This window comes from Ideonella alba (genome assembly GCF_018069875.1).
GTDB lineage: Bacteria > Pseudomonadota > Gammaproteobacteria > Burkholderiales > Burkholderiaceae_C > Ideonella > Ideonella alba.
Genome location: NZ_JAGQDF010000001.1, coordinates 73,560 through 94,958, shown reverse-complemented (window position 1 = coordinate 94,958; position 21,399 = coordinate 73,560). Strand labels below are relative to the sequence as shown.

Here is a 21,399-nt window from a genome sequence, read left to right as displayed (position 1 = left end):
CAAAGCCAGGTCTGCAAGGTCCGGAACTTCGGCCGGCCCCGGCGGTCGCACTGCTCATCACCCCTCAAGGAGCCGCTGGATGCGCACCTGGCTGAAGAACAATCGTGGCTTTCTCGCCCTGCTGCTGGGCATGGGCCTGCTGCGCACCGCCGTGGCCGACTGGAACCCGGTGCCCTCGGGCTCGATGCGGCCCACCATCCTGGAGGGCGACGTGGTGCTGGTCGACCGCCTGGCCTACGACCTGAAGCTGCCGCTGACCCATGTGGTGCTGGCCCGCCTGGGCGAGCCGCAGCGCGGCGACATCGTCACCTTCGATTCACCGCGCGACGGCACGCGCCTGATCAAGCGCCTGGTGGCCCTGCCGGGCGACCAGGTCGAGGTGCGCGCCGGGCGCCTGCTGATCAATGGCACCGAGCAGGCCTACAGCGCGCCGCACGAGGTGGCGGAGCCGGTGGCACCGGGCGTGATCTGGCCGGCGCTGCGCGCGCGCGAAGACCTGGCCGGCCACCAGCACGCGGTGCAGTTCCTGGGTGGCGCGGGTCATGGCCGCGATTTCGGGCCGGTGACGCTGGCCGCCGACCACTACTTCATGATGGGCGACAACCGCGACAACAGCGAGGATTCGCGCTTCATCGGCAGCGTGCCGCGCGAGCTGCTGATCGGCCGCGCCACGCGCACGCTGGTGTCGGCCGACATCCTGGGCAGCTGGTCGCCGCGCTTCGAGCGCTTTGTCGCGCCGCTGGAGTGATCAGCGGCGCGCCGGCAGCGCGTCGCCCGCCCACAGCTCGTCCAGGTGCTTGAAGCCCCAGGTGGCGGGGTTCTCGCGTGCCTCGATGCGGTCGGTCGATGACGACAGGTCCAGCACCTGCGGCGCCATCGGCATCTGCGACTTGGTCGAGAAGAAGACCTTGACGAAGGGCGCCGTCAGCGCGCTGGGGTTCTGCTCGATCACCACCGCCAGCCGGCCCGATTTCAGACGCACCAGCGAGCCCACCGGGTAGATGCCCAGGCTCTTGACGAAGGCGGCGAAGATCGCCGGGTCGAAATGGCCCTTCCACGAGGCCATCTTGGCGATGGATTCGGCCGGGTCCCAGCCGGCCTTGTAGGGCCGGTTGGAGGTGATCGCGTCATAGACATCGCAGACCGCGCCCATGCGGGCCAGGCGGCTGATCTGCTCGGCCGGCAGGCGGTGCGGGTAGCCGGTGCCGTCCATGCGCTCGTGGTGATGCAGGCACACGTCCAGCGCTCCCTCGCCCACGCTGCCCGATTCGGACAGCATCTCCCAGCCGCGCTCGGGGTGCGACTTCATGATGCCGAACTCCTCGTCGGTCAGCTTGCCGGGCTTGTTCAGCACCTCCAGCGGCATCGCCGCCTTGCCCAGGTCGTGGAGCAGTCCGGCGAAGCCGGCCTCGCGGCACTCGGCCTCGTTCAGGCCCAGCTCGCGGCCCAGGGCCACCATCAGCGCGCACACCGCCACCGAGTGCATGTAGGTGTAGTCGTCGGCGGTCTTCAGGCGCGCCAGGCTCACCAGTGCGCCCGGATTGCGGAACACCGAGCTCGAGATCTCCTCGACCAGCGGCAGGCACTGCTCGGCGTCGATCGCCTTGCCCAGCCGGGCCTCGTTGAACATCGAGGTGACCTGGGCCCTGCTCTGGCGGTAGAGCGCGGCGGCCTGGCTGAGCTCTTCGCGCAGGCTGCGCGTGGCTGGCGGCGCTGGCGGCTCGGCGGGCGCCGCACGCGCCGCGGCGCTGGCCGCCGGCATGGGCGAACCGCTCGGCGCAGGGCTCGCCACGGGCGCCGCGCGCCGGGGGACGGGTCGGTCATCGCCCGCCTCGGCCACATCCAGGCCCTTATCGGGGTCGATCCAGACCTCGGTGATCGCGCTGTTCTGCAGCTTCAGCAGGTCTTCCCGGTCGCGGATGACGAACTTGGTCTTCCAGAACGGGTGGTCGATCCACGCCCCCTCCAGCGCATGCAGGTGCATGCCCAGGCGGACTTGGGAAACGGGGATCTTCTTCAGCATGGCGTGGGTGGGGTGCCCCTTCGGCACGCGAGGCTGCGCGCACCGGTTGGGATCGGTCACCACTGTGCCAGCGCGCCGAGGCCGGAAAGGGGGGAAAACAGGCCCGATTACCCGCGCAATTGCCCGCCCGATTGGTCCGGGCAACCCTGGTGGCGCGTGGCGTGGATGCCACGCATATACTGAACCGCTCACCCCTGTCAGCCGCCCATGAAATTCCAAGGCACCGAGAACTACGTCGCCACCGATGACCTGATGCTGGCGGTCAACGCCGCGATCACGCTCAAGCGCCCGTTGCTGGTCAAGGGCGAGCCCGGCACCGGCAAGACCATGCTGGCCGAGGAGGCCGCCCGCGCGCTGGGCCTGCCGCTGCTGGAGTGGCACATCAAGAGCACCACCAAGGCCCACCAGGGCCTGTACGAGTACGACGCGGTGAGTCGCCTGCGCGACAGCCAACTGTCCGATGCCGAGAGCGCCGAAAAGGTGCGCGACATCCGCAACTACATCGTCAAGGGCACGCTGTGGCAGGCCTTTGAATCGGACACGCCAGTGGCGCTGCTGATCGACGAGATCGACAAGGCCGACATCGAGTTTCCGAACGACCTGCTGCGCGAGATCGACCGCATGGAGTTCCACTGCTACGAGACGCGCCAGACGATCCGCGCCAAGCACCGGCCGCTGGTCTTCATCACCTCGAACAACGAGAAGGAGCTGCCCGACGCCTTCCTGCGCCGCTGCTTCTTCCACTACATCAAGTTCCCCGATGCCGACACGATGAAGAAGATCGTGGCGGTGCACTTCCCCGGCCTGAAGCAGGAGCTGCTGGCCGCGGCGATGAAGAGCTTCTACGACGTGCGCAACCTGCCCGGCCTGAAGAAGAAGCCCAGCACCAGCGAGCTGATCGACTGGCTCAAGCTGCTGGTGGCCGAGGACATCCCGGCCGAGGTGCTGCGCAGCGGCGACGAGAAGGTGGTGCTGCCGCCGCTGGTGGGCGCGCTGCTGAAGAACGAGCAGGACGTGACGCTGTTCGAGAAGCTGGTCTTCATGCAGTCGAGGAACCGTTGAGCCCCTGGGTCGAGGGCGTCTCCGACGCGGTGGGTTTCGTCGGCGGCGCGCTGGCCGGTTTCTGGCTGGGCCGCGGGCTGGGCTGGGACCTGTTCGCCCAGGGCTATGGCGGCGAGAGCATCGGCGCCATCGTGCTGGTCGGCCTGGGTGGCGGCCTGGGCCTGCAGGGCGCGCGCGCCTGGCGTCGCGCCCAGTCGGGAGACCGGGATGAGTGAACTGCTGCAGCCGGTGACCCTGCGCGGCCAGCACGCCAGCCTGGTGCCGCTGGACGCCACCCATGCGCCCGCCCTGGCCGAGGCCGTGCGCGAGGGCGAGTTGTGGCGGCTCTGGTACACCGCCGTGCCGCGCCCCGAGGCCGTGGCCGCCGAGATCGAACGCCGCCTGGGCCTGCACGCCGCCGGCAGCATGCTGCCCTTCGCGGTGCTGGATGCGCAGGGCGTGCCGGCGGGCATGACCACCTACATGAACATCGACCGCGTGCACCGCCGGGTCGAGATCGGCAGCACCTGGTATGCGCAGCGCGTGCAGCGCACCGCGCTGAACACCGAGTGCAAGCGGATGCTGCTGGCACATGCCTTTGACACGCTGGACTGCATCGCGGTGGAGTTCCGCACCCACCGGCTGAACACCCAGAGCCGCCGCGCGATCGAGCGCCTGGGCGCCCAGCTCGACGGCATCCTGCGTGCCCACCAGCGCACCGCCGACGGCAGCCTGCGCGACACCGCCGTCTACAGCATCACCGCGGCCGAATGGCCGACCATCCGGCAGCACCTGGACCACCAGCTGAGCCGGCCCCGCTGAGGAGACCCACCCATCATGCCCCGCCACAAGCCCTTCACGATCGATGATCTCTGGCGCCTGGCGAGGATCGGTGCGCCCAGCCTGTCCCCCGACGGCGCCCAGGCGGTGGCCGCGGTCACCCGGCCGGACATGGCCGCCAACCGGACGCCGACCGCACTGTGGCTGTTCTCCACGCTGGGCGGTCGCCCGCGCGAGCTGACCCGCTGCGGCGACAAGGACGGCGCGCCGCGCTTCTCGCCGCAGGGCGACCTGGTCGGCTTCGTCGCCCGTCGCGAGCAGGAGGGCGCCAAGGACAGCGAGCCGCAGTTCTACGTGATCCCGCCCGACGGCGGCGAGGCCCGCCGCGTCGGCAGCGTGGCCACCGGCGTCGGCGGCTTCAAGTGGTTCCCCGATGGCCGGCGCATCGCCTTCGTCTCGTGGGTGCGGCCGGGCCTGAAGGGCGCGGCGGCCCAGGCCAAGGCGCACCTGGCCTTCACCGAGCGCAAGGAAACCGGCATCGACAGCGACGCCGAGATCGTGCGCTTCTGGGACCACATTATCCCGATGGACCGCGTGCCGCATCTGCTGGTGCTGGACCTGGACACCGGCCGCACCACCGATCTGTTCGAAGGCACGCCCTATGAGCTGACCCGCTTCGAGCCCGATGAGCTGTGTTTCGACATCGCTCCGGACGGCCAGAGCCTGGTCTTCGCCTGGGACCCGGACCCGGCCAAGCGCACCGACAGCCGACCGGCGATCGTCGAGTTGCGCCTGCGCAGCCGGCGCTTCCAGACGCTGGCGCAGGACGCCGAGTGGGGCTTCACCAAGCCCGCCTACGCGCCCGACGGCGAGGCCGTGGCCTTCCTGGCCTGCCATCGCGGCCAGAAGCACACGATGCCGCAGCAGCTGGGCCTGTGGCGCCGCGAGGACGGCGCCTGGGAGGTGCCCAGCGCCACCTGGGACCACGAGGTGCAGGCGCCGCTGCACTGGGAGGACGACGGCCAGGCCCTGCTGTTCACCGCCGAGCAGCGCGGCCGCCAGCACCTGTGGCGCTTCGACCTGCCCGACCGCCGCGCCGAGGTGGTGGTCGAGGGCGGCTGGGTGCTGGCCTTCGACAAGGCCGCCGGCACCCTGGTCACGCTGGCCGACTGCGCCGATCACCCCGCCCGACTGCAGGCCCACCTGCCCGGCGACGAGCCACGCCGCATGGAGCACCTCAACGACCGCGCGCTGGCCGCCTTCGAGCTGGGCCGCACCGAGGAGGTCTGGATCACCGGCGCACTGGGCGATGCGGTGCAGGTGTGGCTGCACTACCCGCCGGGCTTCGACCCGAAGAAGAAGCACCCGGTGCTGCACACCATCCATGGCGGGCCGCACACCGCGCCCGGCGACAACTGGCACTGGCGCTGGAACAACAAGGTCTTCGCGGCGCAGGGCTATGTGGTGGCCAGCGTCAACTACCACGGCTCCAGCAGCTTCGGCCATGCCTTCAAGGACTCGATCTCGCACCGCTGGGGCGAGCTGGAGCTGCAGGACATCGAGGCCGCCACCGACTGGCTGCTGGCCAAGCGCTGGGTGGACAAGCGCCGTGTCTTCGCCAGCGGCGGCAGCTACGGCGGCTACATGGTGGCCTGGATGAACGGCCACTGCGCGCCGGGCCGCTACGCCGCCTACGTGTGCCATGCCGGCTGCTACGACTGGACGGCGATGTTCGCCGACGACTGCTGGCCCTGGACCGGCGACGAGATGGGCGCCTGGTACTGGGAGGACCCGGCCAAGATCGCCTCGCAGAGCCCGCATGCCTTTGCCAGCGGCTTCAGCACGCCCACGCTGGTGGTGCACGGCGCGCTGGACTACCGCGTGCCCGATGCCCAGGGCTTTGCCTACTACAACACCCTCAAGGCGCGGGGCGTGCCGGCCCGCATGCTGTGGTTCCCGGACGAGAACCACTGGGTGCTCAAGCCGCGCAACAGCCGGCAGTGGCACCAGGCCTTCTTCGACTGGCTGGCGCGCTACGACCGGGTGAAGGCCTGAGGCGACGCTGAACACGTCGCCGCGGATGGGCGCGCCCTGATTCGGGATGGGCTGCCAGGCGCACACCACAGCCATAGCCCGGGCTATGGCGAGGATGTGCAACGCCGCAGACCGCCCGAAGCAGGGATGCGCACGCCGCGAGGGACGTGTTCAGCGTTGCCTTAATCAGGCCAGCACCAGGCTGACCGGCCGACGGTCGATCTGCACCCGGTTGCCGCCACCGGCCTTGGCCGAGCTGAGCGCCTCGTCGGCGCGCAGCTGCAGGGCCGAGAAGGACAGCTGCAGGGCCAGATCGGCCGGCTGCACCGCCACGCCCACGCTGATGGTCAGGGGCACGCGCTCCTCGCCCACGCGCAGGTTCAGACCGGCCACGGCCTGGCGCAGGCGCTCGGCGGCCTCGGTGGCGCCATCGGCGTCGGTGTCGGAGAGCAGCACGCCGAACTGGTCGGCACCCAGGCGGGCCACCACATCGGTGGCGCGGGCGGTCTCTTCCAGGCAGCGGGCCAACTGCTGCAGCAACTCGTCGCCCTGGGCATTGCCGTAGCGCTGGTTGAGGTGGCGAAAGCCGTCGATGTCGATCACCGCCATGGCGGTGGCGCAGGGATGGCGCTGCATGCGCACGCGCTCGGCCTGCAGCGCCAGCATCCAGGCGCGGCGGTTGAGCAGGCGGGTCAGCGGGTCCTGGCTGGCCACCTCGCGCAGACGGCGCACCAGGCGCATGATCACCAGGTACAGCAGCATCAGCTGGGTGGTGCCGAACACCAGCAAGGCGGTCAGCAGCAGGCCGGTGCCGGCCGAGCTGGGCTGCGACAGGTCGAGCATCGGCGACTGCGGCGGCACCACCAGCGCCGCCGCGGCGCGGCCCATCAGCGCCGCGCCCAGCAGCAGCATCGGCAGGCTGATCGTCAGGGCGGCGGCCCAGCTGTGCTCGCGCGTGAGGCCGCGCACCAGCTCGATGCCGCCGCGCAGCAGCACCCAGCCGATCGCCGACGACAAGGTCAGCGCCCGCACCCACTGCTCGCCCGGCTCCATGCCGATCAGCAGCATCGCCAGCACCGCCACGGCCAGCAGCAGCGCCTGCTCCAGGTCGGCCGTGTCGCCGCGCAGGAACAGCGCATTGCCGCGGCGCAGCAGCATGCAGCCCACCAGCACCAGCAGGTTGCGCGCCGGCAGGCTCAGCGCCAGCGGCACCTCCAGGCCGGGCATGAACAGCACCGAGCCCAGGCCGATGCACAGGCACAGCCCCATCCAGTGCAGCGCGGCCGAGCGCGACAGGCTCAGCGTGGCCGCACCCACCCACCAGCCCGCGCCGCACAGCGCAGCCTGGACGGCCAGGACAGCCAGCAGGGTGTTGTTGACGTTGTTCACGGCCCGGACCTCCCCGGTGTCTCTGCGCGCATTATGGGCACAAGCCGGCAACGCTGTCCCCCTGGTCGCCCCTGGACGGTCCGGATTCGGCACAATCGGCCTCTGACGCCGTCGTGGCGCACCGACACCATGCTGATCGATTTCTTCTACACGCTGCGTTCCGCCAAGCTGCCGGTGTCGGTCAAGGAGTACCTGACGCTGCTCGAGGCGCTCAAGGCCGGCGTGATCGGCCCGTCGGTGAACGACTTCTACTACCTGTCGCGCACCACCCTGGTCAAGGACGAGGCCCACTACGACAAGTTCGACCGCGCCTTCGGGGCCTACTTCAAGGGCGTGGAGCTGCTCACCGACTTCGGCAAGGAGATCCCGCTGGAGTGGCTGCGCAAGGTCCTCGAGAACGAGCTCACACCCGAACAGAAGGCCGCCATCGAGAAGATGGGCTGGGACGAGCTGATGGAGACGCTGAAGAAGCGCCTCGAGGAACAGCAGGGCCGGCATGAAGGCGGCAGCAAGTGGATCGGCACCGGCGGCACCAGCCCCTTCGGTCACGGCGGCTACAACCCCCAGGGCGTGCGCATCGGCGGCCCGGGCAAGAACCGCAGCGCGGTCAAGGTGTGGGACCAGCGCGCCTACGCCGACTATGACGACACCAAGGAGCTGGGCACGCGCAACATCAAGGTGGCGCTGCGCCGCCTGCGCCGCTTCGCCCGCGAGGGCTCCGAGCTGGAGCTGGACCTGGACGACACCATCCACAGCACCGCCGCCAATGCCGGGCTGCTGGACATCAAGATGGTGCCCGAGCGGCACAACAAGGTGAAGGTGCTGCTGCTGATGGATGTGGGCGGCACGATGGACGAGCACATCCACCGCGTGGAGGAGCTCTTCTCGGCCGCACGCAGCGAGTTCAAGCACCTGGAGTTCTACTACTTCCACAACTGCGTCTACGACTTCATGTGGAAGAACAACCGCCGGCGCTACACCGAGAAGAGCGCCACCTGGGACATCATCCGCAAGTACAACAAGGACTGGCGCCTGATCTTCGTGGGCGACGCCACGATGAGCCCCTATGAGATCCTGCAGCCCGGCGGCAGCGTCGAATACAACAACGAGGAGCCCGGCGCCGAATGGCTGCAGCGGCTCACCCACGCCTTCCCCAAGTTCGCCTGGATCAACCCCGAGCCGCAAGGCGTCTGGCAGTACCGGCAGAGCATCGCGATCGTGCAGCAGCTGGTGAGCCAGCGCATGTTCCCGCTGACGCTGCAGGGCCTGGAAGGGGCGATGCGACTGCTCAGCAAATGAGCCGGCGCGCGCGGCTGGCCGCAGCGCTGTGCGCGCTGGCGGCGGCACCCTGGGTGGCGCTGGCCCAGCCTGCCGCGCCGGGCGCCACCGCCTCGGCCCCGGACGCCACGCAACCCGCGGCCGATGCGGCCGTCAGCGCTGGCAAGGTCCCCCGGCTGCGCATCGACGCCCCGGGCGCGGTGCGCGAGCTGCTGGAGAAGCACCTGGACCTGGCCCGCGCCATCGCCCAGCCTGACGCCGCCAGCTTCAACGACCTGGAATGGTCACGCCTGATCGGCAGTGCCCCTGCCCAGGCCCGCCAGCTGGTGCAGCCGCTGGGCCTGTTCCGGGCCCAGGCCGAGGTGCAGCGCGCCGACGACGGCACGCTGACGCTGCGCATCACGCCGGGCGAGGCGGCGCAGGTCAGCCGCCTGACCCTGGAGTGGACGGGCGAGCTGGTCGAACGCGCCGAGCGCGGCGACAGCGACGCCCGCACGCTGCAGCAGGGCCTGAGCCAGCGCTGGCCACTGGCGCCGGGCAGCGCCTTCACCAACGCCGCCTGGAGCGAGGCCAAGAACACGGTGATCGCCAGCCTGCGGGCCCAGGGCTACGCCGCGGCCAGCTGGGCCGGCACCGCCGCCGAGGTCGACGCCGAGCTGACCGGCGTGCGCCTGTTCCTGGTGGCCGACAGCGGCCCGCTGTTCCGCGCCGGGGTGATTGCGGTGAGCGGCCTGACGCACCAGCCGCCCGAGCGCGCCCGTGCGCTGGCCCCCTTCGACAGCGGCGCCGCCCTGACCGAGCAGCGCCTGCTGGACTACCAGACCACGTTGCTGAAGACCGGCCTGTACGAAAGCGTCAACGTCGGCTTCGACCCCGACCCCACCCAGGCCGGCGCCGCCACCGTCAACGTGCAGTTGCATGAAGCACCGCGCCAGGCCGCCACTGTGGGCGTGGGCTACAGCGCCAACACCGGCCCGCGGATCTCGCTGGAGCATGTGCAGCGCCGCCTGTTCGATCGCGACCTGTCGCTGCGCAACAAGCTGCTGTGGGGCGCCTCGGAACAGAGCTGGGACGGCGAGCTCTCCACCCACCCCGACCGTGATTACCGCCGCTGGGTGCTGGGCGGCACGCTGGACCGCACCGTGGGCGACACCGACACCGTGCTGCTGCAGCGCCTGCGCGTGGGCCGCTCCACCGACCGCGGTGGCATCGAGCGTTTCGTCCATGTCGATGCCGACCGCAGCCGCGAGTGCGCCAGCGGCCTGGCCGCCGGCACCTGCCAGACGCTGTCGGCGCTGTCGCTGCAGGCCGACTGGACGATGCGCCGCGTCGACAACGCCCTGCTGCCCACCCGCGGCTACACCGTGCAGCTGGGCCTGGGCCTGGGTGCGGCCGATGGCAGCGACAGCGCCCGCGGCAGCTTCGGCCGCGTGCAGGCCCGCGCCACCGGCTACTGGCCGATCGGCCAGAGCTGGTACAGCCAGCTGCGGCTGGAGGCCGGCCAGGTGCTGATGCGCGATGACGTGCAGGTGCCCGATGCGCTGCGCTTTCGCGCCGGCGGGGACGAATCCGTGCGCGGCTACGCCTGGCGCAGCCTGGCGCCCACGCGCGGCGACGGCAGCCTGACCGGCGGCCGCGTGCTGGCCACCGCCAGCGCCGAGATCGCGCGGCCGGTGTCGGCTGCGCTGCCCTCGGTGTGGTGGGCGGCGTTCGTCGACGCCGGTCGGGCCAGCGACAGCTGGCGCGGTTTCTCGCCCGCGCTGGGCTATGGCCTGGGGGTGCGCTGGCGCAGCCCGGTGGGGCCGCTGAAGCTGGACCTGGCCTATGGCCAGGAAGTGCGCAGCGCGCGCCTGCACCTGAGCGTGGGCATCGCCTTCTGATGGACACGCCCGCCGCCCCCGCCCCGCGCGCTCGGCGCTGGCCCGCCGCGTTGCTGGCGCTGGGCCTGGTGGCGGCGGCGGCCGTCGGCGCCGGTGGCTGGCTGCTGCGCACCGAGGCCGGCGCCGCCTGGGCGCTGGGCCAGGTGTCCGGGCTGCGCGTTGACGGGCTGCAAGGCACGCTGAGCGGACCGGACCTGAGCGCCCGTGCGCTGCACTGGCAAGGCAGCGCCGGTCAGCTCGACCTGGGCGCCTGGCAGCTGCGGGGCCTGCGCTGGCAGTGGCGCCCTGCGGATGGCGCCTGGCTGGGCCTGCAGGCCGAGGCGCTGCAGGCCGACAGCGTGCAGTGGCGCAGTGCGCCCTCGTCCGGCCCCACGCCCGTGCCGGACAGCCTGGCGCTGCCGCTGGTGCTGGACCTGGCGCGCTGGCAGATCGGCCGCCTGCAGATCGACCAGGCCGAAGCCCTGCAGGCGCTGGCCGGCAGCGGGCGCGCCGGCCCCACCGAACACCGGCTGACGCTCACCCAGGCGCAGACCCGCCAGGCCGGCTTCAGCGGCACGCTGCAGCTGGGCGCCCACGCGCCGCTGCCGCTGCAGGCCCAGGTGCAGGCGCGCAGCCTGGACGGCGCCGCCACCCCCTGGCAGGCCACGCTGCAGGCCGAGGGTCCGCTGGCCGAACTGCGGGCGCGCGCCACGCTGCGGGGTCAGGCCCCGGCGGGCCAGAACGCACCGTCGCTGGATGCGGAGGCCCGGCTCCAACCCTTCAGCGCCTGGCCGCTGGGCGCGCTGCAGCTGCGCAGCCAGGCGCTGGACCTGTCCGCCCTGCAGGGCGGCTGGCCGCGCACCGCGCTGGACGCCAACGTCTCGCTGGCCGCCCGCCAGGCCGCTCAGCCCACGGCCTGGGAGGGTCGTATCGACAACGCCGCCGCCGGCCCCTGGGACAGCGCCCGCCTGCCGCTGGCCCGTCTGCAGTGGCAGGCCCGCTGGCACTGGGCCGATGCCGGCGCGATGCTGCCGCGCGGCCTGACGCTCGAGCGCCTGCAGGCCACGCTGCCCGATGGCGGCCAGGCCGACGCCACACTCGACTGGCAGGCCGACACCCTGACGCTGGACGCCCGGCTGCGCGCCCTGCGCCCCGATGCGCTGGACCGTCGCCTGCGCGCCAGCACCTGGAGCGGTCCGCTGACGGGGCGGCTCAGCGGTCTGCCGTCCCTGGACGATTGGCTGGCCGGCCGTGCGGCGCTGCAGCCCGATGCGCTGCGCGGCCAGTTGACGGCGGATTGGCAGGGCCGGCTCGCCGGCGCGCCAACGGCGCAGGACCTGGGACTGGCGCTGGACCTGCGGGCCGATGCCCGCCAGCTGCAGCTGGCGCGCGCCGAGCTGAAGGCCGGCGAGGCCCGCGCCACGCTGAGCGGCCAGGCCGTCCCGGAAGGCAGCGGCCGCTGGCAGCTGCAGCTGCAAGGCGGCCTGCAGCAACTGGACCCCACGCTGTGGTGGCCGCTGGCCGCCGACAGCCCCTGGCGCCGCGGCCCGCACCGGCTGCAGGGTCAGTGGCAGGCGCAAGGCCGGCTGGACACCGCCCGCCTGGCCGGGTCGGCGGTGAGCGCCTGGCCCCAGGCCTGGCTGGGGCGGCTCAGCGCCGAGCTGCAACCCAGCCTCCTGGCCGGCGTGCCGCTGCAGGGCCAGCTGACCTGGGAGCGTCAGGCCCGCAGCGAGGGCAGCGCCCAGCTGGAGCTGGCCGGCAACCGCCTGCAGGCCCGCTGGCAGGGCGACACCGACGCGCTGGGGGGCGAGCTGCGCCTGGACGCCCCCGCGCTGGCCGCGGCCGCGCCGCTGCTGCGCCTGATCGATCCTGCGTGGGCACCCACCGGCGGCCGGCTGCAGGCCACCGCCAGCCGCGCGCCTGGCCAGCGCGCCTGGCAGGCCGAGGGACAGGCCGACGCCGTGCAACTGCCCGGCCTGCAACTCACCCAGGGCCAGGCCCGCCTGGTCTGGCCGGGCGGGTCCGACGGCCCGCTGCTGCTGGACGCCCAACTGCGCGGTCTGGTGGCCGGCGCCCTGCAGCTGGACCAGGCCCAGGCCCGCGTGGAGGGCCGCCTGGCCGAGCACCGCCTGAGCCTGATAGCCAGCGGCCCGGCCCGGCCCGGCGAGCTGCTCGCGCAGGCGCTGGGCACGCCGGGCGGCAACGGCACCGAGCTGCGGCTGGCCGGCCAGGGCCGCTGGCAGACCGACGGCGACGGCTGGGCCGGCCACTGGCACGCCACGCTGGCGGAACTGCGCTTGCGTGCCCGGGGCACCGGCAACGCCGCCGGCAGCGACTGGTTGTCCGGCAGCGGCCTGCAGGCCGAACTGCAGCTGGATGCCCAGGCCCACCCGCTGCGCGCCACGCTGCAGCCCGGCGAGCTGGTGCTGCCCGAAACCCGCCTGCGCTGGCGCCAGGCCGAGGCCCGCTGGCGCCCCGGCGTGGCCGCGCCCGCGCTGGCGCTGGACGCGCAGATCGAGCCCTTCGCGCTGGCCCCGCTGCTGGCCCGCGCCCAGCCCGAGCTGGGCTGGCGCGGCGACCTGCGCCTGGGCGGCTCGGTGCAGATCCGGCGTGAGGACCGCTTTGACGCCGAACTCGTCTTCGAGCGCCTGGGCGGCGACCTGGCCATGGTGGACGACGCGCGCGACCCGCGCAGCCGCGTGCAGCCACTGGCCCTGAGTGACCTGCGCCTGGCGCTGTCGGCGCACGACGGCACCTGGCACTTCACCCAGGCCCTGGCTGGGCGTGCGCTGGGCGAGATGGCCGGCGTGGCCACGCTGCAGACCCGCCCCGAGCTGGCCTGGCCCCACGCCGATGCGCCGCTCAACGGCGTGCTGCAGCTGCGCGTGGCCAACCTGGGCGCCTGGGGCGCCTGGGTGCCGCCGGGCTGGCGCCTGGGCGGCGCGCTGGCGGTGACCGCCGGCTTCGGTGGCCGCTTCGGCGCTCCCGAGGTCACCGGCCGCCTCAGCGGCGAACGCCTGGAGGCACGCCATGCGCTGATGGGCGTGCAGCTGAGCGACGGCCAGGTCGACATGCGCCTGGACGGCGAGCGCGCCCACATCGAGCAGTTCAGCTTCCGCGGCGGCGAGGGCCGCGTCACGCTGCAGGGCGAGGCCCGCCTGGGCGCGCGCCCCGAGCTGCGCCTGCAAGCCCTGGCCGAGCGCTTCCAGGTGCTGGGCCGCATCGACCGCCGCCTGGTCACCAGCGGCCAGGCCACGCTGAACCTGAGCCCCGAGCGCTGGCTGCTGGACGGCGCCCTGACGGTGGACGAAGGCCTGGTCGATGTGAGCCAGGGCGACGCCCCCGGCCTGGACAGCGACGTCGTCTTCGCCAGCGCCCGCCCGGCCAGCACCGACACCGCCAGCAACGGCCGCAGCCTGCGGCCCATGCAGCTCAAGGCCAGGCTCGACCTGGGCGAGCGCCTGCGCATCAAGGGCCGCGGCATCGACGGCACGCTGCGCGGCGAGCTGCTGGCCAGCGTGGCCAACCAGAAGCTGTCGATCAACGGCAGCGTGCGGCTGGACGACGGCCACTACGTGGCCTACGGCCAGAACCTGGACATCGAACGTGGCGTGCTCAGCTTCAACGGCCCGGTGGAAGACCCGCGGCTGGACATCTTCGCGGTGCGCCCCAACCTGGACGTGAAGGTGGGCGTGCAGGTCACCGGCAGCGCGCTCAACCCGCGCGTGCGCCTGGCCAGCGAGCCCGAGATGAGCGACGCCTACAAGCTGAGCTGGCTGGTGCTGGGCCGCGAGCCCGACGGCCTGGGCGAAGCCGACACCGCGCTGCTGCAGCGCGCCGCCGTGGCCCTGCTGGCCGGCGAAGGCGAGGCGCCCACCGACGCGGTGATGAAGGCCCTGGGCCTGACCGATTTCTCGCTGCGCCAATCCACCGACGCCAACGACGTGCGGCAGATGGTGGTGAGCGTGGGCAAGCAACTCAGCCGGCGCTGGTATGTGGGCTACGAGCGCGGTGTCAACGCCACCACCGGCACCTGGCAGCTGGTCTACCGCATCGCCCAGCGCTTCACGCTGCGCGCGCAGTCGGGCGAGGACAACGCGGTGGACCTGATCTGGAGCTGGCGCTGGCCCTGAACGCCTGAGCCACCAGGGTTCAGGCCCGGCGCCCGGGTGTCAGAACGACTTCTTCGCCAGCCTGGCGTGCAGTTCGTTGACCATCACCAGCGCCGCCGAGCCGAAGTAGCGGTGGTACTCGGCCACCATCTCGCCCGAGGCCAGCACCGGGTCGGTCGAGGCCAGCTTCTTCGCCTCGTCGATGTCCTTGACCGCCAGGATGAACAGGCCGCGCCAGCCATCCACGCCATCGAAGGGCCCGGCCAGCACCAGGTGGCCCGCATCGGCCAGCCGCTTCATGTTCGCAAAGTGGCCGCGGAACATCTCGTCGCGCGCCGGCCCATCGGGCATGCGGTTCGGCCCGGTGCGCAGCAGCACGAACACATAGCGCTTCATGCCGTACTCATCGGCGCCGGTGCGGGCGGCCAGGGCCTCATCAAAGGCGGCCGGCGGGGAGGAGGCCGCGGGGGCCGGCGGCGCCGTCGGCGATGTCTGCGCCGCCGCGCCCTGCATCGCACAGGCCATCCCCAGCGCCATCGTCAGCGCGCCCAGAACCCGTGTACCCGTCCTGCGAGCGGTCCCCATGGCTCAGCGCCCGTCCGCCGACAGGAAGGCCTTGACCCCGCGGACCACGTCCACGCCCAAGGCCACCAGGCCCGCCAGCAGCACCCAGCCCGCCCACGGCCCCGCCTCACCCAGCTGCGCCGCCATGCCGATCACGGCCAGCAGCACGCCCACCTTGCCCACCATCGTCATGGCACATCCTTCGTGTTTCCAGGTGCCGCAGCGTAACCCGCCCAGCCTGCATGCGAGAATTCGCGCTTTCGCGCAGTGCCCCGCACCGCGCGGGCCTCTCCGTAGTTCAATGGATAGAACGGGCGCCTCCTAAGCGCCAGATACAGGTTCGATTCCTGTCGGAGGGACCAGGGATGGCCGGGACGGTCAGGCCTTGGAACACCCCACTGGCCGCCGAAGTTGCCCGGGCTTCAGATGCGCCGCGCCGTGCAGGGAGTCCTCGTCGCCCATGGCTGTTCACGCCCGAGGGCGGGCAACGTTGCAGGCCGCGCTGCTGCCTGGCCGGTCGCTCCATGCCGGTGCGCGTGGTGAAGATCGGGCACCTGCGCGTGATCGTGCGTCACCCCGTCATGTCGATGCGCGTGGCCGTGCGCGCCCTGCGGCACGATCTCGTGTCCATGGTCATGGTGGCCGCCGTCGTGGGTGTGCTCGTGCCCGCGTGACTCCGCCAAACGGACCCTCACGCCCGACCGCATCAGCGCACTTCCCGGCAGCATCCACAGGCTGAAGTCGCGATCACCCAACGCGACGGCCACCGCGGCGCCGATGAACGGCGCAAAGGCGAAGCCCGCACCGGTGCCCGCGGCACCAGACGCCCGGTGGGCCAGCAGGTCAAGGCACAGGCTCAGGCCATGGCCCGTTGCCCCCAGGCTGTCGACGTACAACCCGTGCAGCGCCACGGAGCCGGTGCGCAGCCGGTGTTCGCGCTTGAGTTCGTTGTCCTGAACGGGCCGGCGGGTCCTCGCTGGACTGCGCCTCGGTCAGGTGCTGCTGGGTGGCGGCTCAGGCGCTCGGACAGGCCGCTCCAATGGGCCGGGTCGAAGGACGAGGACGCGAAGTCGGTCCGGCGCTGGAAGGCGGTCATGGCCACGCTGGTCGGATGGCGCCCGGCATACCGGCTTTGCAACATTTGTTTCATCATGCGATGATTGCTTCATGACCTCCTGGTTGATCCTGACCGCGACCCTGCCGACCTCGCCCAGCGGGCTTCGGGTGAAGGTCTGGCGGGCGCTCAGGGCGACCGGTGCCGGCGCGTTGCGAGAAGGCGTCTATGTGCTGCCCGAGCACGCGCCCAGCGCCAGCGCACTGTCGGCGTTGGAGCGCACCATCGTCGATGCGGGGGCCGTAGCGCACCTGCTCGTGGTGCAGGCGCGTGACGATGCGCAGGAGCAGGCGTTCAGGTCGCTCTTTGACCGGGCGGAGCTTTACGCGGAATTCCTGCAGACCGCCAAGGAGGCGCGCACCCGGCTCAGGTCAGCCACCGAGGCCACACTGCGCAAGACCCTGCGAGGCCTGCAGACGCAGCTCCACGCCATCCAGGCCATTGACTTCTTCCCGGGCAGGGCCAGCGACAAGGCTGTCGACGCCATGGTCGCGTTGCGCCGCGAGATCGAACTGCATCTCGCGCCAGATGAGCCGTCGGCCACCGCTGCGGCCATCGCGCGGTGCGAGGTGGCTGATTTTCAGGGGCGCACCTGGGCCACACGCCAGCGCCCGTGGGTAGACCGCCTGGCCACGGCCTGGTTGATCCAGCGCTTCATCGACAAGAGCCCCACCTTCATCTGGCTGGCCGACGCGCGCAAGTGCCCGAAGTCGGCGCTGGGCTATGACTTCGACGGTGCCACCTTCACACATGTGGGCGAGCGGGTCACGTTCGAGGTGGTGGCCGAAACCTTTGGTCTGCTGGGCGACCCGGCGCTGCAGCGGCTGGCTGCGCTGGTCCATTGCATTGATATCGGCGGCATGCCCGTTGAAGAGGCGCCGGGGCTGGAGATGCTGATCCGCGGCTTGCAAGCCCGGCATGCCGACGATCACGCCCTGTTGGCAGCAGCGCTGTCCGTGTTTGATGCTTGCTACGCCGCATTGGAGACCCCGAGTGACCCCTGACCAACACACCGCAGACGCCGAAGCCTCGCCGCCATCCATCTCTCGCGCGGAAGCCTTCCGCTACTGGCTCAAGCTGGGCTGCATCAGCTTTGGCGGGCCGGCGGGGCAGATTGCCATCATGCATGAGGAGCTCGTGGAGCGGCGCCGCTGGATATCGGAGAACCGCTTCCTGCACGCCCTGAACTACTGCATGGTGCTGCCCGGGCCCGAAGCGCAGCAGTTGGCCACCTACATTGGCTGGCTGATGCACCGCACCTGGGGCGGTGTCGTCGCCGGCGGGCTGTTCGTGCTGCCGTCGCTGTTCCTGCTGATCGCGTTGTCGTGGGTCTACATGGCCTTCGGCACAGTGCCGGCTATCGCGGGGCTGTTCTATGGCATCAAACCAGCGGTGACGGCGCTGGTCGTGCATGCAGCGTGGCGCGTGGGCTCGCGGGCTCTGAAGAACGCCTGGCTGTGGTCGATCGCAGCCGGGTCGTTCCTGGCGATCTTCGCGCTGGATCTGCCGTTTCCACTCATCGTGCTGATCGCGGGCCTGACGGGCTATGTGGGCGGCAAGCTGGTACCCGACAAGTTCAAGGCCGGTGGTGGCCATGGCGCCTCCAGGAAGGACTTCGGTCCGGCCCTGATCGATGACGACACACCCACACCAGCGCACGCACGGTTCACCTGGGCGCGCTTCCGGGTGGTGATGGTGGCTGGCCTGACACTCTGGGCCGTGGCGCTGGGCAGCCTGATGGCCTTGCACGGCTGGAATGGCGTGCTGACCCAGATGGGTTGGTTCTTCACCAAGGCGGCGCTGCTGACCTTCGGCGGCGCCTACGCGGTGCTGCCCTACGTCTACCAGGGGGCGGTGGACCATTTCCAATGGCTCACGGCGCCGCAGATGATCGACGGCCTGGCACTCGGCGAGACCACGCCCGGGCCGCTGATCATGGTGGTGGCGTTTGTGGGCTTCGTCGGCGGCTGGACCACCCAGATCTTCGGCAGCGACTCGCTGTTCCTGGCCGGTACGGCGGCCGCGGTGGTGGTGACCTTCTTCACCTTCCTGCCCTCGTTCTTCTTCATCCTGATGGGCGGGCCGTTCATCGAATCCACGCATGGCAACCTGACGTTCACCGCACCGCTGACGGGCATCACCGCCGCCGTGGTGGGCGTGATCGTGAACCTGGCCGTGTTCTTCGCGTACCACGTCTTGTGGCCGCAAGGCTTCGGTGGGCGCTTCGAATGGGCCAGCGCGATCATTGGCGCCGCAGCGGCGCTGGCCTTGTTCCGCTTCAAGCTGGGCGTGATCCCGGTGGTGCTGGGTGCGGGCGTCGCCGGCCTGGCGTTCCAGCTGGGCCGGTCGGCACTGGGCTTCTGATCGGAGCGGGTGATCATGAGCGCCGCAGCGACATCAGGGCAGCCACGCGTCGCACTGCTGTACCCGGGCAGCCGTGAGGACCGAGACAGGGCCGACCCCTCGGCCAGCCGGTTCGCGGCGCTCTTCGACGCCTTCCAGGCCGCAGGCGTGGCCGCAGAGCCCGCCATCTGGCATGAGGACTTCGCCGATGAAGTGGCGCTGCAACTGCGCCAGGTGGCACTGGTGCTGGTGTGGTGCAACCCCATCGAGGGCGGACGCCGGCGACATCGGCTGGACGCCGTGCTGCAAGAGGCCGCACAGCAGGGTGTCATCGTCAGCGCCCATCCCGAGGCCGTGCAGCGTCTGGGCACCAAGGACGTGCTCTTCGCAACGCGCCAACTGCCCTTCGGCAGCGATGTCCACCGGGTGGACAGTCTGGCGCAACTGGCGGTCGAGCTGCCTGTGCGACTGCAGGCCGGGCCACGGGTGCTCAAGCAGCACCGCGGCCACAGCGGCATCGGCATCTGGCGTGTTGAAGCCACCGGTCGCGAGGAGGTGCTGGTGCGCCATGCTCAGCGGGGTAGCGGTCCCCTGAACATGACCCTGGCCGACTTCATCGCCTTGCTCGCGCCGTATTTCGAGCCCGAAGCCGGCGGCCACATGATCGACCAGGCCTGGCAACCTCGCCTGGCTGACGGCATGGTTCGCGCCTACCTGGTGGGTGACCGCGTGGCCGGGTTCGGCCACCAGGCGATCAACGCGCTGCATCCCGACCACGCCCAGCCAGGACCCCGTCTGTATCACGGGCCGGACCTGGCGTCTTGCCAAAGCCTGAGGCAGCGACTGGAGTCGGGCTGGATCACCCAGCTGCGCGAATGTGTGGGCTTGTCTGCGGAGCATCTGCCGCTGCTGTGGGACTGCGACTTCATGTTCGGCAACGCCCGGGCAGGCGAGCCGGAGCGCTATGTACTCTGCGAGATCAACGTCAGCAGCGTGTCGCCTTTTCCGCCGTCGTGCATCGACCCCATCGTGGCGGCTGTTCTGCGCCGATCGGGTGCGCGTTGAGCGAACTCCCAGGCCTGTGAAGCGTCGCGTTGCACGCACCGGGACGTCCACGCCCGGACGTCTCCTGTCGCGCCTGCACCGGTCCATCGGCTGCCAGGGCCTGATGACGGCAGCCGCTGCAAGGCGGTCAGCCCCATCCGCCAGCCAGGCATCGCCACCGGCGCGTCAGCCCCCTCACCCCTCCCCCTCAAAATCAATCAAGCCCAGCGACGTCGCCTGCGCAATCGCCTCCGCCCGCCGGTTGGTGCCCAGGCGGATGAAGACCACGCTGAGGTGTTCCTTCACCGTTCGCTCGCTGATGCCCAGGTGGGCGGCGATCTCGCGGTTGGAGCGGCCGCGGCCCACTTCGCGCAGCACCTGGCGCTGGCGTTCGGTCAGCGGGGCGGCGGCGGCGGTGGGTTGTTCGGGGTACCAGCGGTCGCCGCGCAGCACGCGGCGCAGCGCGGCCACCAGCGCTTCAGGGGGCAGTGACTTGGGGATGAAGCCGTCCAGGCCCAGCTGGCGCGCCTGGTGCGCCAGGCCGGGCTCTTCGGCACCGGTCAACAGCACGCAGCGATCGGCCCAGGCGCGGGCCTCCTGGGCCAGGCGCAGGCCCAGGCCGTCGGGCAGGCGCTGGTCGATCAGCGCCAGCGCGTAGCGCACGCCGGGGCGCCACAGCGCGCGGGCCTGCGCGGCGCTGCCCACGGCCACGCAGTCGGCGGCCAGGCCGGCGGCCTGCACGGTGGATGCCAGCGCGCTGCGAAACAGCGGGTGGTCTTCGACGATCAGGACGGGCAGGTTCATCGCGGTGGGGCGGCTGGGTGTCGATCATCCATGAACTGGGGGGCGCCGACCCGTCCAACTGGACGGGTGTGCGTCGCTGAGCGGGCCAGACACTGGCCTGGCGCCGGTTCACACGGCCACCTGTCTGTCCCCCACTGAAGAGGATCCACCATGCACAAGACCCTGGCTCTGCTCGCCCTGACCCTGGGCACCAGTCTGGCTGCGGCCCAGAACAACACGCCGCGCCCCGACATCGTCACCGATTTCAGCGGCCCCGCCCAGCTGCAGCGTGGCAAGGGCGCGTTCTGGACGCTGAGTCTGCGCAACGATGGCGTGGCGGCTGCCGGCCAGACGCGCGGCTACATCAACCTGCCCAGCAGCGTGTCGCCCGACCTGCAGCGCGGCAGCAATGGCAGCTGGGTGCTGAACCTGCCGCCGGGCTGCAGCTGGAACAGCAACACCCGCGTGCTGGCCTGCGTCTGGCCCGGCATTGCGGTGGGCGAGACCAAGACTGTGCACCTGCCGCTGCGCGTGTCCAACACCAGCCAGACGCTGACCCTGACCGGGCGCGCGCAGGTGCTGCAGGGCGTGGCCGAGTCCAGCACGCAGAACAACAACGACCCGGCCGTGACCCAGGTGGCCAACTACACGCCCAGCATCAGCTTCCCGGCCGCCGCCAGCCTGTACCTGTGCATGGGGCGCGACGACCTGCTGGAATGCGGCACCACCTACGGCCTGCCGGTGGCGCCCGAGCCGCTGCCGCTGGACGCCGGCGGCCAGATGGTCTTCCCCGACGGCACACTGGTGGCACTGCCGCAAGGGCCGGGCGCGCTGCGCGTGGAGCTGTACTCGGGCGGCGCGCTGGTGTCCACCTGGAACCTGGGCGCCTATGACAGCCGCTGCTACCAGGGGCCGGCCAGCTACCCCGGGCTGGGCGCCACCTACGAGGCGCGGATCTGCTACTGAGCAACCCCATGGCCCCGCCGCGCCCAGGCCACCCCGCACCGGGGATCAGTACCCTCTGGGCGGCCCGGC

The 21,399-nt window shown here is 71.4% G+C and carries 18 protein-coding genes and 1 tRNA gene; 14 read left to right on the top strand and 5 right to left on the bottom strand.

Going from position 1 to position 21,399, the window contains the following annotated elements; genetic code table 11:
• Nucleotides 1-79 precede the first annotated feature (79 nt).
• Nucleotides 80-748, top strand: coding sequence for a signal peptidase I (lepB, locus tag KAK07_RS00430; RefSeq protein ID WP_210858347.1), 669 nt, complete (start codon nucleotides 80-82; stop codon nucleotides 746-748).
• Here the strand turns inward: lepB and KAK07_RS00425 are convergent, their stop codons facing one another.
• A complete protein-coding gene (locus KAK07_RS00425; RefSeq protein ID WP_210854754.1) occupies nucleotides 749-2,023 on the bottom strand; it encodes a cyclic di-GMP phosphodiesterase in 1,275 nt (424 codons plus the stop codon).
• 207 nt (nucleotides 2,024-2,230) lie between these two features.
• Here KAK07_RS00425 and KAK07_RS00420 point away from each other — a divergent pair, with 207 nt between their 5' ends.
• From KAK07_RS00420 to KAK07_RS00405, 4 genes are read left to right on the top strand one after another with little or no spacing between them, the layout of a single operon-like run.
• Nucleotides 2,231-3,085, top strand: a complete 855-nt coding sequence (locus KAK07_RS00420; protein WP_210854756.1) for an AAA family ATPase — start codon at nucleotides 2,231-2,233, stop codon at nucleotides 3,083-3,085.
• Complete coding sequence (locus KAK07_RS00415) at nucleotides 3,082-3,300, top strand: hypothetical protein (protein WP_210854757.1); 219 nt, start codon at nucleotides 3,082-3,084, stop codon at nucleotides 3,298-3,300. The genes KAK07_RS00420 and KAK07_RS00415 overlap by 4 nt, the downstream gene beginning before the upstream one ends.
• Nucleotides 3,293-3,886: a GNAT family N-acetyltransferase gene (locus tag KAK07_RS00410; protein WP_210858346.1), complete on the top strand. Its 594-nt coding sequence runs from the start codon at nucleotides 3,293-3,295 to the stop codon at nucleotides 3,884-3,886. The genes KAK07_RS00415 and KAK07_RS00410 overlap by 8 nt, the downstream gene beginning before the upstream one ends.
• 15 nt (nucleotides 3,887-3,901) lie before the next feature.
• Nucleotides 3,902-5,899 carry a S9 family peptidase gene (locus KAK07_RS00405; protein WP_210858345.1) on the top strand — a complete coding sequence of 666 codons (1,998 nt, stop codon included), beginning with the start codon at nucleotides 3,902-3,904 and terminating at the stop codon, nucleotides 5,897-5,899.
• Nucleotides 5,900-6,064: 165 nt separating this feature from the next.
• Here the strand turns inward: KAK07_RS00405 and KAK07_RS25650 are convergent, their stop codons facing one another.
• The gene (locus KAK07_RS25650) at nucleotides 6,065-7,267 is read right to left on the bottom strand and encodes a GGDEF domain-containing protein (RefSeq protein WP_210858343.1); all 1,203 of its coding nucleotides are present in this window, start codon (nucleotides 7,265-7,267) and stop codon (nucleotides 6,065-6,067) included.
• Between the two features lie 129 nt (nucleotides 7,268-7,396).
• On the opposite strand from KAK07_RS25650, the gene KAK07_RS00395 reads away from it, so the two are divergent.
• The 3 genes from KAK07_RS00395 to KAK07_RS00385 are packed head-to-tail and all read left to right on the top strand — an operon-like array spanning nucleotide 7,397 to nucleotide 14,537.
• A complete protein-coding gene (locus KAK07_RS00395; RefSeq protein ID WP_210854763.1) occupies nucleotides 7,397-8,566 on the top strand; it encodes a vWA domain-containing protein in 1,170 nt (389 codons plus the stop codon).
• A complete protein-coding gene (locus tag KAK07_RS00390; RefSeq protein WP_210858342.1) occupies nucleotides 8,563-10,425 on the top strand; it encodes an autotransporter assembly complex protein TamA in 1,863 nt (620 codons plus the stop codon). Before KAK07_RS00395 ends, KAK07_RS00390 begins: the two co-directional genes overlap by 4 nt.
• A complete protein-coding gene (locus KAK07_RS00385; RefSeq protein WP_210858341.1) occupies nucleotides 10,425-14,537 on the top strand; it encodes a translocation/assembly module TamB domain-containing protein in 4,113 nt (1,370 codons plus the stop codon). Before KAK07_RS00390 ends, KAK07_RS00385 begins: the two co-directional genes overlap by 1 nt.
• A 39-nt stretch (nucleotides 14,538-14,576) precedes the next feature.
• Here the strand turns inward: KAK07_RS00385 and KAK07_RS00380 are convergent, their stop codons facing one another.
• The gene (locus KAK07_RS00380; RefSeq protein WP_210858340.1) at nucleotides 14,577-15,041 is read right to left on the bottom strand and encodes a YciI family protein; all 465 of its coding nucleotides are present in this window, start codon (nucleotides 15,039-15,041) and stop codon (nucleotides 14,577-14,579) included.
• Between the two features lie 63 nt (nucleotides 15,042-15,104).
• A complete protein-coding gene (locus KAK07_RS00375) occupies nucleotides 15,105-15,272 on the bottom strand; it encodes a hypothetical protein (RefSeq protein WP_210854771.1) in 168 nt (55 codons plus the stop codon).
• Nucleotides 15,273-15,367: 95 nt separating this feature from the next.
• Between KAK07_RS00375 and KAK07_RS00370 the strand changes: the two genes are divergently transcribed.
• From KAK07_RS00370 to KAK07_RS00350, 5 genes are all read left to right on the top strand, one after another.
• Nucleotides 15,368-15,442, top strand: a tRNA-Arg gene (locus tag KAK07_RS00370).
• Nucleotides 15,443-15,604: 162 nt separating this feature from the next.
• A complete protein-coding gene (locus tag KAK07_RS00365; protein ID WP_210858339.1) occupies nucleotides 15,605-15,754 on the top strand; it encodes a hypothetical protein in 150 nt (49 codons plus the stop codon).
• Between the two features lie 493 nt (nucleotides 15,755-16,247).
• Nucleotides 16,248-17,198: a chromate resistance protein ChrB domain-containing protein gene (locus KAK07_RS00360; RefSeq protein ID WP_210858338.1), complete on the top strand. Its 951-nt coding sequence runs from the start codon at nucleotides 16,248-16,250 to the stop codon at nucleotides 17,196-17,198.
• Complete coding sequence (gene chrA, locus KAK07_RS00355) at nucleotides 17,158-18,558, top strand: chromate efflux transporter (protein WP_210859040.1); 1,401 nt, start codon at nucleotides 17,158-17,160, stop codon at nucleotides 18,556-18,558. Before KAK07_RS00360 ends, chrA begins: the two co-directional genes overlap by 41 nt.
• Before the next feature lie 15 nt (nucleotides 18,559-18,573).
• Nucleotides 18,574-19,602: a Cj0069 family protein gene (locus KAK07_RS00350; RefSeq protein WP_210858337.1), complete on the top strand. Its 1,029-nt coding sequence runs from the start codon at nucleotides 18,574-18,576 to the stop codon at nucleotides 19,600-19,602.
• Between the two features lie 174 nt (nucleotides 19,603-19,776).
• Here KAK07_RS00350 and KAK07_RS00345 read toward each other — a convergent pair whose 3' ends face one another.
• On the bottom strand, nucleotides 19,777-20,385 hold the full coding sequence (locus tag KAK07_RS00345; protein ID WP_210858335.1) for a response regulator transcription factor: 609 nt from the start codon (nucleotides 20,383-20,385) through the stop codon (nucleotides 19,777-19,779).
• A 150-nt stretch (nucleotides 20,386-20,535) separates the two neighbouring features.
• Here KAK07_RS00345 and KAK07_RS00340 point away from each other — a divergent pair, with 150 nt between their 5' ends.
• Nucleotides 20,536-21,330, top strand: coding sequence for a hypothetical protein (locus KAK07_RS00340; RefSeq protein WP_210854781.1), 795 nt, complete (start codon nucleotides 20,536-20,538; stop codon nucleotides 21,328-21,330).
• Nucleotides 21,331-21,399: the final 69 nt, after the last annotated feature.

Bases quoted from the DNA above. Each gene is read 5' to 3' on its own strand.
- KAK07_RS00390 (WP_210858342.1), top strand. From the start codon at position 8,563: ATGAGCCGGCGCGCGCGGCTGGCCGCAGCGCTGTGCGCGCTGGCGGCG.
- KAK07_RS00385 (WP_210858341.1), top strand. From the start codon at position 10,425: ATGGACACGCCCGCCGCCCCCGCCCCGCGCGCTCGGCGCTGGCCCGCC.
- KAK07_RS00410 (WP_210858346.1), top strand. From the start codon at position 3,293: ATGAGTGAACTGCTGCAGCCGGTGACCCTGCGCGGCCAGCACGCCAGC.
- KAK07_RS00425 (WP_210854754.1), bottom strand. From the start codon at position 2,023: ATGCTGAAGAAGATCCCCGTTTCCCAAGTCCGCCTGGGCATGCACCTG.
- KAK07_RS00420 (WP_210854756.1), top strand. From the start codon at position 2,231: ATGAAATTCCAAGGCACCGAGAACTACGTCGCCACCGATGACCTGATG.
- KAK07_RS00380 (WP_210858340.1), bottom strand. From the start codon at position 15,041: ATGGCCTGTGCGATGCAGGGCGCGGCGGCGCAGACATCGCCGACGGCG.
- KAK07_RS00395 (WP_210854763.1), top strand. From the start codon at position 7,397: ATGCTGATCGATTTCTTCTACACGCTGCGTTCCGCCAAGCTGCCGGTG.
- KAK07_RS00340 (WP_210854781.1), top strand. From the start codon at position 20,536: ATGCACAAGACCCTGGCTCTGCTCGCCCTGACCCTGGGCACCAGTCTG.
- chrA (WP_210859040.1), top strand. From the start codon at position 17,158: ATGCTTGCTACGCCGCATTGGAGACCCCGAGTGACCCCTGACCAACAC.
- KAK07_RS00375 (WP_210854771.1), bottom strand. From the start codon at position 15,272: ATGACGATGGTGGGCAAGGTGGGCGTGCTGCTGGCCGTGATCGGCATG.
- KAK07_RS00405 (WP_210858345.1), top strand. From the start codon at position 3,902: ATGCCCCGCCACAAGCCCTTCACGATCGATGATCTCTGGCGCCTGGCG.
- KAK07_RS00365 (WP_210858339.1), top strand. From the start codon at position 15,605: ATGCCGGTGCGCGTGGTGAAGATCGGGCACCTGCGCGTGATCGTGCGT.
- lepB (WP_210858347.1), top strand. From the start codon at position 80: ATGCGCACCTGGCTGAAGAACAATCGTGGCTTTCTCGCCCTGCTGCTG.
- KAK07_RS00350 (WP_210858337.1), top strand. From the start codon at position 18,574: ATGAGCGCCGCAGCGACATCAGGGCAGCCACGCGTCGCACTGCTGTAC.
- KAK07_RS00345 (WP_210858335.1), bottom strand. From the start codon at position 20,385: ATGAACCTGCCCGTCCTGATCGTCGAAGACCACCCGCTGTTTCGCAGC.
- KAK07_RS00360 (WP_210858338.1), top strand. From the start codon at position 16,248: ATGACCTCCTGGTTGATCCTGACCGCGACCCTGCCGACCTCGCCCAGC.